The 13441-nt window shown below is 67.2% G+C and carries 8 protein-coding genes; 1 reads left to right on the forward strand and 7 read right to left on the reverse strand.

Annotated features, from left to right (window positions below; all coding sequences use genetic code 11):
* Nucleotides 1-121: 121 nt before the first annotated feature.
* A complete protein-coding gene (locus ABDW31_RS23235) occupies nt 122-526 on the forward strand; it encodes a hypothetical protein (RefSeq protein ID WP_343699665.1) in 405 nt (134 codons plus the stop codon).
* Between the two features lie 114 nt (nt 527-640).
* Here ABDW31_RS23235 and nhaA read toward each other — a convergent pair whose 3' ends face one another.
* The 7 genes from nhaA to ABDW31_RS23270 all read right to left on the reverse strand — a co-directional run bounded on the left by nhaA (nt 641) and on the right by ABDW31_RS23270 (nt 13441).
* On the reverse strand, nt 641-1828 hold the full coding sequence (nhaA, locus tag ABDW31_RS23240; RefSeq protein ID WP_184714632.1) for a Na+/H+ antiporter NhaA: 1188 nt from the start codon (nt 1826-1828) through the stop codon (nt 641-643).
* An 837-nt stretch (nt 1829-2665) separates the two neighbouring features.
* Nucleotides 2666-3967: an amidohydrolase family protein gene (locus tag ABDW31_RS23245; RefSeq protein ID WP_343699666.1), complete on the reverse strand. Its 1302-nt coding sequence runs from the start codon at nt 3965-3967 to the stop codon at nt 2666-2668.
* Nucleotides 3964-5490, reverse strand: coding sequence for a peptidase S10 (locus ABDW31_RS23250; protein ID WP_343699667.1), 1527 nt, complete (start codon nt 5488-5490; stop codon nt 3964-3966). The genes ABDW31_RS23245 and ABDW31_RS23250 overlap by 4 nt, the downstream gene beginning before the upstream one ends.
* A complete protein-coding gene (locus tag ABDW31_RS23255; protein ID WP_343699668.1) occupies nt 5487-7565 on the reverse strand; it encodes a S9 family peptidase in 2079 nt (692 codons plus the stop codon). The genes ABDW31_RS23250 and ABDW31_RS23255 overlap by 4 nt, the downstream gene beginning before the upstream one ends.
* Nucleotides 7566-7633: 68 nt before the next feature.
* A complete protein-coding gene (locus ABDW31_RS23260) occupies nt 7634-10108 on the reverse strand; it encodes a TonB-dependent receptor (protein ID WP_343699669.1) in 2475 nt (824 codons plus the stop codon).
* 400 nt (nt 10109-10508) lie between these two features.
* On the reverse strand, nt 10509-12077 hold the full coding sequence (locus ABDW31_RS23265) for a peptidase S10 (protein WP_343699670.1): 1569 nt from the start codon (nt 12075-12077) through the stop codon (nt 10509-10511).
* Between the two features lie 23 nt (nt 12078-12100).
* A complete protein-coding gene (locus ABDW31_RS23270) occupies nt 12101-13441 on the reverse strand; it encodes an MFS transporter (RefSeq protein ID WP_343699671.1) in 1341 nt (446 codons plus the stop codon).

Here is a 13441-nt window from a genome sequence, read left to right on the forward strand (position 1 = left end):
GCGGCTCACCCGGCGGCGACGCGCTGCGCTAGCTGATGGCTACGCGCCTCGCCGCCAGCCCAGGACAACCAACAGAGGGGTCAATTTTGGACGCCGATAGGGGGTCAATTTTCAACGCCGTTTGACAACCCCGCCTCTGGCGGAGCAACTCAAGCGGATCCTGGCGCCGGCGAGCCGAAAGGAAATCGAGCGTCAGATCGACCGCGCCGGCCTTCCGGCCCTCGAGACCGTGCGCGCAGCCTTGCACGCCGAAGGCCTCGTGGCTCAGGTTGAGCGGGAGGGCGCCGGCCTCATCCTCACCGCTCCCACGACGCATGGACGGGACTTCCACTATCGGCTGGACGCCCGCGAACGGCCTCGCCCGGCGCTGACCGCGCTGGAAGTTCCCGAGCGCAGCCGGAAGATGGAGTGGCGGCTGTCGGCGTCCTCGGATGACGCCACGCGCGCCCGTGACGTCACCGGCTTTACCCAGGAGCAGCTGGTCGCCGACGTCCTGGGCCATCTCGAACGCTGGCGCAGTCGCTAGAGCATTTTCCGATCCGAATGGATCGGTAAAATGCTCCAGGCCTTTGATTTGAAGCCCTTTTATCCGACCGATCGTTTCGATCAGATCGGAAAGGGCTTTAGGGCGGCGGCGCCGTCAAGCCTCGTCCCGTGGCGGTGGCAGGCGACGCTTGACCAGGCTTAGCAAGGCGGCCCCGACGAGCGCGGAGATGAGCGATCCGGCCAGCACCCCGACCTTGACCTCGTTCTGCAGCGCGGGATCGGCGAAGGCCAGCAGGCCGATGAAGAGGCTCATCGTGAAGCCAATGCCGCACAGCAGGCTGACGCCGTAGAGCTGCCCCCAGGATGCGGCGACAGGCAGGCGGGCGATCCCGAGGCGGATCGCCAGCCAGGACGCTGCGAAGACGCCGGCCTGCTTCCCCAGGAAGAGGCCTGCGGCGACTCCGAGGGTGACGGGCTCGGCGATGACCGATGGCGTCATGCCGGCGAACGAGACGCCCGCATTGGCGAACCCGAATACGGGGACGATGACGAACGACACCCAGGGCGACAGGGCGTGCTCCAGGCGATGCAGCGGCGAATTGGCGTCGTCCGGCGCCCCCTTGGACGCATGCAGAGGGATCGTCAGCGCCAGGACCACGCCGGCGATGGTGGCGTGTACGCCTGAGAGCAGGACGAGTCCCCACAAGGCCACGCCGAGCATCAGATAAGGGGCCAGCCGGGTGACCTTTAGGCGATTGAGAGCCAGCAGCGACAGAGCCGCGATCGCCGCGCCGATCAAGGCCGCAAGGTTGATGTCCGCCGTATAGAAAACGGCGATGACGAGCACCGCGACAAGGTCATCGACAATGGCCAGCGTCGCCAGGAAGACCTTGAGGCTGGTCGGAACACGAGATCCCAGCAGCGACAGCACGCCGAGTGCGAAGGCGATGTCGGTGGCGGTCGGTATCGCCCAACCGCGAAGGGTCTGGGGGCTGCTCGCATTCAGGGCCGCGTAGATCAGGCCTGGAACGATGACGCCGCCGGCCGCGGCGATGCAGGGCAGCGCGCGGTTGGACCAGGTCGATAGCTGGCCGTCCAGGAACTCGCGCTTGATCTCCAAACCCACGAACAGGAAGAAGACCGCCATCAGGCCGTCATTGATCCAGTGAAGAAGGTCGAGACCGGCCAGCGGAAGGTGCAGAGCGGCGAAGTAACCTTCCGCCAGGGGAGAATTGGCGACGAAGAGCGCCAGAATGGCCGCCGCCATCAGCAGCAGGCCGCCGGCCGCGCCGCTGTCGAGGAACTCACGAAGAACGGAAGGTTTGCGGGTCTTGGCATGCATGCACAGGTCTCCGCGCTGGCGGCCCGACCAACGAAAAACCTGACCGGCCGACACGACCGGGCACCCGGCCCCGCTATCGCACCAGCAGGACGACAGATCAACCGGCGCTGACTTCGTCGGGCGGCGGCGGCGTCTTCGGGACCATATGCGCCACAAGCGGACTCTGACACCCTTCCAGGAATGCGCCATTCAGCTTAGCGTGTTGGGTCGCCCCGTCTGCAAAAGGCTGGACCGTCGGCGTGAGCATCCTTGGGTTGGAACGCCTCGCCTCACTCGCCGGGCGCCAGCGGGATTTCAACCAGCAAGACAACGCCCGTTGGCTGGTAGTCGATCTTGGCCTTGCCGCCGGTCTTCCCGGCGAGAACGCGCTCGATAAAGCGGGTCCCGAACCCCGTGCGCTTCGGCGGAGAGACTTCGGGGCCGCCGCTCTAGGCCAGATCAGGCGCAAGCGCGGGCGCGCAGCGACGTCGCTGATCGCCCAGCCGATGCGCACGATGCCGTCTTCGCGCGTGAACGCACCGTACTTCGCGGCATTCGTCGCCATCTCGTGGATGCCGAGAGCTAGCGATGTCGCATTATGCGCAGGAATCACAACGTCAGGACCAATCAGTTCGACCTGGCGCCCCGGGCCGACACCGAATGGCGTCAGGGTTCGAACAAGAAGCACGCGGAGCGATGCGCCCGCCCAGCGCCGATTAACCAGAAGATCGTTGGCGGCAGCCATCGCTAGTAGGCGCGCCTGCAAATGTTTCGGTCGCCTCTTCGAGAGAGCCAGCACGCCTTAACGTTTGCACGATAACCGACTGCGTCATCGCCAGCATGTTCTTGACGCGCTGACTAGCCTCCGGACAACAGACGTCCGGCGCTCGCCGCGCGGCCTTCCTTCATCACATAGATCGGCCGTTCAAGCTCCGTCACGTCTGTCAGTGGATCCCCCTCAACGGCGATGAGGTCAGCTGCAAATCCCGGCGTCAGGCGACCGATCTCCTTGTCCATGCGGAAGTGCTCGGCGGCGTTGACCGTGGCGGTGCGGATGGCTTCCAGTGGGGTCAGGCCCGATTGCACCAGTAGCGCGAACTCGCGGGCGTTCTCGCCATGTGGCGACACCCCGGTGTCGGTGCCGAAGGCGATACGCACCCCGGCCTTGTGGGCGCGGCGGACGATGGCCTTCATGTCGTGGCCCGACGAGCGCGACTTGGCCCGCTGGTTGTCGGTCATGCCGGAATCGGCCTTCTCGGCCTGGCGCGCCACGTAGTCGCCGACCAGCAGGGTCGGGATGAACCAGGCCCTGGTCTGGACGAATAGCCGCACGGATTCGTCGTTCTGGAAGGTGCCATGCTCGACGCTGTCGCCGCCGGCCGCCAGAAAGCTGTTGATCCCGTCCGTGCCGTGGGCGTGGCCGGTGACCGTGCGGTTCATGAAGTGCGCCGTCTCGACGATGGCCTCCAGCTCGCCCTTCGAGAAGTGCTGGCCAAGGCCGGTGTTGGCGTCGGAGGTAACCCCGCCGGTGGCGGTGATCTTGATGATGTCGGCCCCGGCCTGGATGCGCTCGCGCACCGCTCGGCGGCAATCGTCAGGACCCGAGCAGACCCCGCCGGAGCGCATGTGCGGGATCAGGTCCGACTTGACGCCATTGACGTCGCCATGGCCGCCGTGCGGCGAGATCATTCCCGCCGAGGCGATAATCCGCGGCCCGCTGACCTGGCCTGAGGCGATGCCGTTGCGCAGGGCCACGATCGCATCGCTGGGCGCGCCCAGGTCGGCGACGGTGGTAAAGCCCGCCTCCAGTGTCTTCTTCGCGTTGCTCGCGCCTTGGATGGCGGCGGCGGAGTCGCTGCGAGCGAACTTGTTGTAGCGGCTGTCGGGGCCCGGCTGGTTGGTCAGGTGCACGTGACTGTCGATCAGGCCCGGCAGCACGAAGCGCTGGCGCAGGTCGACCACACTGCCCTCGCCCACGAAACCGTCGCGGACCTCGACCACGCGACCGTCCTCGATAACCAGGGTCTGGTTGGTCGTAACCTTGCCGGTGGCCGGATCGGCCAGCAGCTTGCCGGCGTGGACATAGGTCCGCTCGGCGGCCTGGGCTCTGCCGAACGCGACCAGGGCCAGGACGGCCAGGCTTGCGGCGCGCGCGATCATCGGCCGGCTGCCTGGTCGTAGAAGCTGACCAGCTCGCGGCGCATGGCCTGCAGGCCCGGCTGGTCCAGATAGGGCATGTGGCCACCGGGCAGGTAACGCTCGGTGATGTTGGCCGCCAGGGCCGGCGGCAGGTTCATGTGCGCCAGGTCCCACTCGGTGGCGAAGAACGGCGTGGTCAGGTCGTAGTAGCCGCTCAGCGACAGCACCTTCAGGTGCGGGTTGGCGCGCATGGCCACGGCCAGGTCGACGGTGGTGTTGGCGCCCGAGTACTGGAACGGCGCACCGCCGGGCGGCTGGTGGCTCCAGGTCCAGCGGTCCATCATCGCCCCGTCGACGACGATGTAGTCCATCTCCGGCGCGTATTTCAGCGTTCCGGCCACGTGGCGGTTGAAGCCGGAGACATAGGCCGCGCCGATGCCGCCCGCCGGGTCAGCCCCCGCCCGCTCCTGCACGCCGTCGCCGGGCGTGCCGGTGAAGCGGGTGTCCGACGAGCCGATGATCTTGCCCTGGTCGCGCAGCAGCTCGGCAGTGAAGCGCGGCGCCAGCACCCGCAGGTTGGCGCGGTCCCAGTACTGGGCCGAGACGCCGGTCAGGGCTTCCAGCCGCTGGGCCGTGGCGGCGCGCTCGGCGGCCGGCAGCTTGTGGCCCTTGGACAGGGCGGCGGCGTAGGGGCCGAGCGCGAAGTCGCGGGCCTGCTGGACGTGGGCCTCCAGCCCCTCCCCGCGCGGCACCCGCTGGTGGTACCAGGCCGAGGCGGCATAGGTCGGGATCAGGTTGACCGGCTCGCGATCCAGGCCCGAGGCATGCTGGCCGAAGTTCAGGATCGACGACATCAGCACGACGCCGTTCAGGTTGATGTTGCTGGACGCCAGCTTGTGGGCCAGCACCGCCGAACGCGGGGAGCCGTAGGACTCGCCCAGCACGTATTTCGGCGCGTCCCAGCGCTGGTTCTCGGCGACGTAGCGCCGGATCGCCTGGGCGAAGGCGGCGGCGTCCTTGTCGATGCCGTAGAACTCCTTGGCCAGGTCCGGCGAGGCCAGGCGCGAATAGCCGGTGCCGATGGCGTCCAGGAAGACGAGGTCGGTGCGGTCCAGGATCGACTGGTCGTTCTCGACCAGAGGGTTGCCCGAAGGCCGGGTCGGGGCCGGGCTGTCGGTGCGGGCATAGACCGGCGACAGGCCGCCCATGTGCAGCCACACCGTCGAGGAGCCCGGACCGCCGTTGTAGACGAAGGTCACCGGCCGCTCGGGCGCGCCCGGCACGCGGTCGGCGACATAGGCGACGTAGAACATGTAGGCGGCCGGCTTGTTGTCGCCGCTGGTCAGGGTCAGGCGGCCGGCCTTGGCGGTGTAGGCGAGCTTCTTGCCTTCGATGGTCACCGCGCCGCGCATGACGCTGGTCGGACCGGCGGCGGAAGCCGCGGCGGGCGGCTTGGCCGGCGGTGCATCGGCAGCCTGAGCGGCGGTCGACAGGGCCAGAACCCCGACCGCCACAGCAGCCAGGCGGAAAGCGTTGCGGGTCATGGCTTGGCGGCTCCTTGCTGGGGCCGCGCAGGATCGTGGGCGCGGAACCAGCCGATGATGTTGTCGGTCTTGGCGATGAACTGGGTGGGCCGCGCGCCGATGTTGTGGCCCGAGCCCGGGATGCGGGCCAGGGCGCTGTCGACGCCGCGCAGCTTCAGGGCGGTGTAGAACTGCTCGGCCTCGGCCGGCGGCGTGCGCCAGTCCTCCTCGCCGACCATCACCATGGTGGGCGTCTTGACGTGGCCGGCGCGGGACAGCGGCGACAGCTTCCAGAAGAGATCCAAATCATCCCACGGCATGGCGCGGATCTGGTGGCGGGCCACGTGGGCGGCGGTGTCGCCCGCCAGCATGGTGCTGACCCAATTGATCACTGGATTGACCACCACGGCGGCGGCGAAGCGATCGGTGTTGCCGACGATCCAGGCCGTCATCGCCCCGCCGGCCGAACCGCCAGTGACGAACAGCCGCTGGGGATCGGCGACCTCGGCCGCCACGGCGGCGTCGACCACGCTCATCAGGTCGGCCAGATCATCCTGGCCGGGATAGGTGCGGTCGATGGTCAGGGCGAAGTCCTCGCCATAACCCAGCGAGCCGCGCTGGTTGGCGAACAGCACGACGAAACCCTCGGCGGCGAAGCGCTGCAGCTCGGCGGCGAAGGCCGGGCCGTACATGATCGCCGGGCCGCCATGAATCTCCAGGATGGTCGGATAGCGCTTGCCGGGCTGGTAGTCAGGCGGCAGCAGCATCCAGGCATCGATCGCCCGGCTGTCGGCGCTGCTCTTCACCGGCAGCTTGCGGACCTGAGCCATGGCCACGCCGCCCAGGGCGTCCTGGTTGAGGTCGGTCAGCCGCTTGGCGCTCGCGCCCGAGGCCATCAGGGCGATATCCGACGGACGGTCGGCGCGGCCTTGCGTGTAGGCGATCGACAGGCCGCCATCCTTGCGCTTGGCCACGCTGTAGGATCCCCCGACATAGGGCCGGCCGCCCGCGCCCTCGTTGAGGTCCGTGGCCAGGGTGGTGATCTTGCCATCCAACGTGACGCGCAGCAGCTCGATGCGGCCTTCGGACATCGCCGTGACCAGGATCGCCGCGCCATCGGGCGTGAAGGTCGGGGAAGACAGCGAGCGGTCCAGGCCGGCGCTCACGCTGCGCGCGCCCGAGCCGTCGGCGTTCATCACGTAGAGCTGGTTGGTCTGCCACGAGACCTTGCGGTCGTCATAGCCAACATAGGCGATGCGACGGCCGTCCGGCGACACGGCCGGCTGGGCGTCGGGGCCCTTGCGCGAGGTCAGGGCCGTGGCCTGGCCGGTGAAGAGGTCGATACGGAAAAGATCGCTCTCGCGCGGATCGAGGTCGGCGTCCGGATTGGCGTTGGCGCTGGCGACCAGAGCCCCCTGCCCCAGCCAGGCGATGTCGCCGTAGCTGACGGTCCCTTGGGTGACCTGGCGCTCGGTACCGCCTTCGACAGGCAGGACGAAGATCTGCGTCGCACCGGGCTTGAGGAACCCCGCGCCGTCGGCGTGGACGTCCAGACGATCGTAGATCTTGGCCGGCGGGCCCCATTCGGCGCCCTGCGGCGGGGCCCGCGGCGTCGCGAAGCTGGGCGGCTTGGCCTCGACGAAGCGGAGATAGGCGATGCTGGCCCCATCGGGCGACCAAATCGCCCCGCGCGCGCCGCCGCCCAGCTTGCCCAGCGACCAGTCGGCGCGGGTCGCTAGGTCCAGCACACGCAGTTCCGGACCGGCGCTGTAGAGCAGCCGCCGGCCGTCGGGCGACCAGCGCGGGGCCGAGGCCGAGGCAGCTCCGGCGACCAGGGCGCGCTGCTCGCCGGTCTTGGCGTCGATCAACCAGATCGACGAGCGATAGCGGTCGATCATGACGTCGGCCGCGCGGCGGACATAGGCGATCTGCCCGCCGTCCGGCGAGAGCTGCGGATCGTTCGCGCTCTCCAGCTTGAAGACGTCCATGGCCGCAAATTTGGCGGAAGGGACTTGAGCGAAGGCGGCCGGCGCGGCGGCCAGGGTCAGAGCAGCCAGGGCCGCGCCAAGGCGCAGGCGGCGATGCGGGCGGTCCATCTCGGCTCCCGATATGACTTGGAAAAAGAAGCGGGCCCGACCAGTGGCCGGGCCCGCGGAAAGTCCGCTTAGAAGCGGTAGCTGGCCGAGACCCCGACCGTGCGCGGCCGGAACGTGACCTCGCGATAGACCGGGTTGAACTGGCGGTAGACCGAGCACGACGGACCCGAGCTGGCCACGCAGCCCGAGCGGCCGTTGGAGTTGTGGACCGCCAGGACGTCCTGCGAGTTGAACAGGTTGTCGGCGAACAGGGCCAGTTCGACCTTGTCGGTCAGGTCCAGGCCGGCGCGGGCGGTGACGAAGTGGGTCGCCTCGCGCTGGCCGTTGACGTCGGGCGAGTAGCCCGCCGAGCCGAAGGTCACGCCGCTCCAGTAGGACGAGGCGTACTGGTAGTCGGCGCGGATGTAGCCCTCGCGACCGCCCAGGCTGAAGGCGTACTGCAGGCCCAGGGCCAGCTTCCAGTCCGGCACCGGCAGCGGGTCGCCCTTCTTCAGGTAGACCGTGTTGTTCGGCGCCGGGCCGACCACGCCCTCGACATATTCGGCGTCGCTGTAGCCGATGGCGGCGTTGACGGTGAAACCCGCGCCCAGATTGGCCTTGATGTCCAGGTCGACACCCTGGCTGATCGCCTTGCCGGCGTTGACGGTATAGGTAAAGCCGCAGGTCGGCAGGCCATAGTTGGTCTGGGTCTGATCCCATTCCAGGCGATAGACGCTGCCGTTGATCTGCGCCCCGAACAGATTGACCTTGGCGCCCAGCTCGTAGTTCCAGACCGTGTCGCTGTCATAGGTGTCCGGCGTGCCGGTGATGCCCAGCGAGGCCAGGTCCGCGGCGCAACGCACGGGCGGACGCTGGTTGACGCCGCCGACGCGATAGCCGCTGGAGATGGTGCCGAAGATCGAGTTGGAACCGTCGTAGAAGTACTGGAAGCCGACCTTGGGCGAGACCTGCTTTTCGGCGATCTGGCCCAGGATGATCCCGCCATTGGCGACGGTCGGGACGCTGATGCCCGAGATCGGACCGGCCGTGATCTGCGAGTAGTCGAGATCCGTACGCGACAGACGTAGGCCGCCGATTAGCTTGAACTTGTCGGTGACGCTGAAGGTGGCCTCGCCATAGGCGGCCACTTCGTTGTCGGTCATGTCGTGGTCGCGATAGTACTCGAGATTGCCCGGCAGCAGCGGCACGCCAAAGATGCGCTCCGGCGGCAGGCCGTACACCGCCTGGGTCAGGTCGGCGACGTTGGCGCGGTACTCGGTCAGCGCCTTGATGGTGATGTCGCTGTAGTAGACGCCCGCCACCCAGCTCAGACGCGAGTCCGGATTGGCCGAGGAGAAGCGCAGTTCGCCGGTGAAGCCGTCGCGCTTGTTGTCGTACCAGGGATACGACTCGTAGATCGGCAGCTTGGCGATGAACGGGTAGCCGCCCTGGTGGTTCTGCGGCTCCTGGTAGGAGAAGTTCATGTTGCCGCGGCTGTTGTCCTTCACATAGGTCAGGACGCCCAGCACGGTCATGTGCTCGAACTCGTACTCGGCCGAGACCGAGGGCAGCAGCAGCTCGTTGCGCACGCCGACCTTGGGCATGCAGTTGCCGAACTGGCCGGCGAAGTCGTCGCCGACGTTGCAGACGTCGCCCGAGGTGTAGTTGCCCTTGCCGTAGTAATTGTACGGGCCGTAGGTGCGCGACGGGTTGGTGGCGCTGCCCGGCGTGGTGTGCTGGGCGACATTGCGCCAGTAGTAGTCGTCCTGGCGGGTCTTCTGCATCGACCAGTACAGCGACGGATTGATCGTCAGCTTGTCGTTGGCCTGCCAGAGGAACGAGATGCGGGCCGCGGCGGCGTCGGACGAGTTGGCGTCCTTCTTGAAGGTCTTGCCGCTCAGACGATCGACATAGTCGATATAGCCACCGGTGTGGCGACCGATGACGCTGGCGCGGAAGCCCAGCTTGTCCTCGACGATCGGGCCGCCCATGGCGATGCCGCCATCATAGTTCCAGTCGCCCGACTTGGTCTTCGAGACGTTGGTGCGAGCGTGGCCCGACATCGTCGTCAGGCTGGGCTTGGGGGTGATGAAGCGGACCGTGCCGCCCTGCGAACCGCCGCCGTACAACGTGCCTTGCGGGCCGCGCAGCACTTCGACGCGCTCCAGGTCGAACAGCAGCGGGATCGGCGTGCCGCTGCCGGCAGGGCCGCCGCGCTTGGTCAGCGGGCTGTCGTCCAGATAGACGCCGGTGGTGGCCGCGCCGGCCTGGGGCACGACGCCGCGAATGGAGATGGTCTGGACCGCGCTGTTGGAGCCGACGTTGCTGACGCTGAGGCCCGGCACGCTACGCGCCAGGTCGGCGGCGTCTTCGATGCCCTGACGGTCCAGGCTTTCCTGGGTGACGGCGGTGATGCTGAGCGGCGTGCGGTTGATCGAGGTCGCCTGACGGGTCGCCGTGACGATGATCTCCTCGATCGTCGACTCCGGCTGCGCGGCGCTCTGAGCGAAGGCCGGCGTGGCGATGGACGAGGCCAACAGGACGAGCTTGAGACTCTGACGCATTTTTATTCCCCCTTGTTCTTGGGCCGGCCATTCCAGGAAGGGTGTTTCCCGGGGACGTGCTATTTATTTCACATGTTATGTGTTTTGCGCGGAGAGAAATTTGTCAAGTTAATTTGTTTTCCGCGACATGATGAAAAAGGGAGCGAAGTCCGGCTTACACGTCCCAAGAATCCCGCAAAACTCTCGCAATTTCAGATATTTGATACCTTGCAAGAAATTTGAACTTGCGTGCTCTCGCAACAACGCTTTCGATCCTTACCCACTGTCGGTACCGCCTGCCCCAGACATGAAAACGCGCCCACGGGCGGCAAGGCCCGGGGCGGCGTCTACACTTCGACTTACTCTGCAATACTTCGAATGCGCCCGCCGGCCGGGATACCCCCGACCGGCGGCGATCGGCCTACTGAGGCTGCGAGGGCTTGGACGAGCGGTCGTAGAAGGCATCCAGGTCGCGCTTCATCTTCTCCAGCGCCAGCTTGTCGTTGAAGGCCATGTGGCCGGTCTCGTAGATCTTGTAGTCCACGTTGCCGATCAGGCTGGGCTCCAGCAGCATGTGGTCCATGCCGTATTCGCCCGAGAAGAACGGCGTCGACATGTCGTAGTAGCCGCTCATCGCCAGGACTTGCAGCTGCGGATTGCTGCGCATGGCCGCGGCCAGGTCGAGGGCCACATTGGGCGAGTTCAGCATCCGATTGCCCGGCGCGCGGTGGCGATGATCCCAGGCCGCCGCGATCTCCATGTTGTTCAGCGAGCGGAAGTTCATCGGCGAACGCCACTTCAGGTCGCGGCTCAGATAGTCGCGATAGGTCGACAGATAGGCGCTGGAGACGCCGGCGGTCGCCGGGTCGTCGGTGGCCGGGTCGAACGAGCCGCTCATCGCCCCGTAGGCGTGGGGCGCGGTGAAGCGGGCGTCGAAGCGGCCGGTGATCTTGGCGTCGGCGCGCAGCAGCTCGCGGCGGTAGGACTCCAGATCGACCCGCAGGTTGCGGCTCATCAGATAGTCGACCGGCAGGCCGACATAGGCCGACAACTGTTCGGCGACCTTGCGCTTTTCCTCCAGCGGCAGGGCGTGACCGCGGCCCAGGGCCAGGGTGTAGGGACCACGCGCGAACTCGCGCACCTCGGCCATGTAGGCCTTGAGGTCGGCCGGACGGTTCTGCAGGCGGTTGTGGTACCAGGCGGTCGCGGCATAGGTCGGGACCAGCACGGCGTAGTCGTTGTCCTGACCGCCGTCGCCGTTGACGACCAGCGACAGCAGCACGACGCCGTTGAACTGCATGCCCTGGTTCTGCAGGCGATAGACCAGGCCGGCGGCGCGGGTGGTGCCGTAGGACTCGCCGAAAAGGTACTTGGGCGAACCCCAGCGCTCGTTGACGGTCACGTAGCGAGTGATGAACCGCGCAAAGCTGTCCATGTCCTGCTCGGTGCCCCAGAAGGTCTTGGTCGGGGTATCGCCGATCGGGCGCGAATAGCCGGTGCCGACCGCGTCCACGAAGACCAGGTCGCTCTTGTCCAGGATGCTGCCGGGGCTGTTCTGCAGGACGTAGGGCGCGGGGCCCGTGGCCTTAGGCGCATGGACCACGGCCTGGACGGGACCGATGCCGCCGATGTTCAGCCAGTGGCTGGCCGAACCCGGACCGCCGTTGAACAGGAAGGTCACCGGACGTGGCGGGGCGCCGGCCGGACGGTCGGCGACATAGGCGACGTAGAACATGCTGGCGCTGGGGTCGCCCTCATGGCTCTGGATCGTCAGCGTGCCGGCCGTGGCCGTGTAGTTGATCTTGGCGCCGTTGATGACGGTGCTGTGGCGGGTGACGCTAGACAGCTCTTCCGAGGTGGCGCGGCCCGACATGGGGTCCTGGGCGGCGGCGCCCTTGGGCGGAGCCTTGAGCGCCTCCTGGGCCAGGGCGGCCGGAGCGGCCGAGGCCATCAGGAGACAGAGAGCGGCGGCGGCGATGTTGATGCGCATTGTCGTTGTCCTTGTCGCGGGCGCTAGGCGGTCGTGGTTTCGGCGGCGGCTTGCGCGAAGCGCTCCCGGTACTGGCGCAGACCCACCCACAGGAGGGCGAAGGTCAGCGGTCCAATGACCAGGGCGGCCGAGGCCAGGGCGTGCGGCAGGGCGCGGGAGCCCTGGAACACGAAGTCGCTGAGGAAGGCCGGCAGGATCGGGCCCATGCTGATGCCGATGATGCCGGTGGTGAACAGGAAGACGGCGCCGAGCTGGGCGCGCAGGTGATTGGGCGCGACCATCTGCAGAGCCGAGGGGATCAGCACCGGCGTGAAGCCGATGAAGAACTTGAACGGGAACAGCATGAAGGCCATCGCCTGGGCGTTGGGCATCAGCGGAAGGGCCACGGCGGGGATGGTGATCCCGACCGCCGCCAGGGCCGTCAGGCGCAGGCAGGCGTCGGTCTTGCCCTGGGCCAGCCAGCGGCTGGAGCACCAGCCGGCGAACAGCAGGCCCAGCGGACCGCCGATCAGCGACGAGGCGCCGTTGATGCGACCGCTGGCCCCGACGTCCCAGCCCCACAGGCGGATGAACAGTTCCGGATACCAGCTGTCGGCATAGGCCAGGACCGAGAAGAAGGCCGAGCCCAGGAACATCGACACCGACATCAGCGGATGGCTGCGGATGAAGCCCAGCACCTCGGCGAACGGGAACGCCGCCTTTGCCTTCTTGACGACCACGCCGGTGCGGGCCGGCTCCTTCAGGGTCAGCATCCACAGGCTGACCAGCAGACCCGGCAGACCGACGATGATGAACACCATGTGCCACGAGCGCATCGCGCCGAAGATCGGCAGCACGATGTCAGGCTTGGCGGCGACCGCGGCGATCACCTGACCGCCGATGATCATGGCCAGGCCCGAGCCGATGAAGATGCCGAAGGTGTAGAAGCTCATCGCCTTGGGCAGACGGGCCTTGTCGAACGAGTCCGACAGCATCGAATAGGCCGAGGGCGACAAGGTCGCCTCCCCTACCCCGACGCCCACGCGAGCCAGGAACAGCTCGATATAGCTGCGCGACAGGCCGCAGAAGGCGGTCATCACGCTCCAGGCGGCAATGCCGGCGGCGATCAGCTTCTTGCGGTTATAGCGGTCGGCCAGCCAGCCGATCGGCAGGCCCATCAGGGTGTAGAAGATCCCGAAGGCGCCGCCGGTCAGCAGCGAGAACTGGAAGTCGCTGATCTTCAGGTCGGCTTTGATCGGCTCGACCATCAGATACAGGATCTGCCGGTCCAGGAACGACAGCACATAGGCGACCATCAGGACCCCGGTGACGTACCAGGGGTACCAGCTGGGGGAGCCGGAAGCGGGTTTGACGTCGTTGCTCAT

This window comes from Caulobacter sp. (genome assembly GCF_039596335.1).
In the GTDB taxonomy this organism is placed as follows: domain Bacteria; phylum Pseudomonadota; class Alphaproteobacteria; order Caulobacterales; family Caulobacteraceae; genus Caulobacter.

Excerpts from the sequence above, each read along its gene's own strand:
- ABDW31_RS23270 (WP_343699671.1), bottom strand. The coding sequence starts at position 13,441 with ATGAGCAACGACGTCAAACCCGCTTCCGGCTCCCCCAGCTGGTACCCC.
- ABDW31_RS23260 (WP_343699669.1), bottom strand. The coding sequence starts at position 10,108 with ATGCGTCAGAGTCTCAAGCTCGTCCTGTTGGCCTCGTCCATCGCCACG.
- nhaA (WP_184714632.1), bottom strand. The coding sequence starts at position 1,828 with ATGCATGCCAAGACCCGCAAACCTTCCGTTCTTCGTGAGTTCCTCGAC.
- ABDW31_RS23255 (WP_343699668.1), bottom strand. The coding sequence starts at position 7,565 with ATGGACCGCCCGCATCGCCGCCTGCGCCTTGGCGCGGCCCTGGCTGCT.
- ABDW31_RS23250 (WP_343699667.1), bottom strand. The coding sequence starts at position 5,490 with ATGACCCGCAACGCTTTCCGCCTGGCTGCTGTGGCGGTCGGGGTTCTG.
- ABDW31_RS23265 (WP_343699670.1), bottom strand. The coding sequence starts at position 12,077 with ATGCGCATCAACATCGCCGCCGCCGCTCTCTGTCTCCTGATGGCCTCG.
- ABDW31_RS23245 (WP_343699666.1), bottom strand. The coding sequence starts at position 3,967 with ATGATCGCGCGCGCCGCAAGCCTGGCCGTCCTGGCCCTGGTCGCGTTC.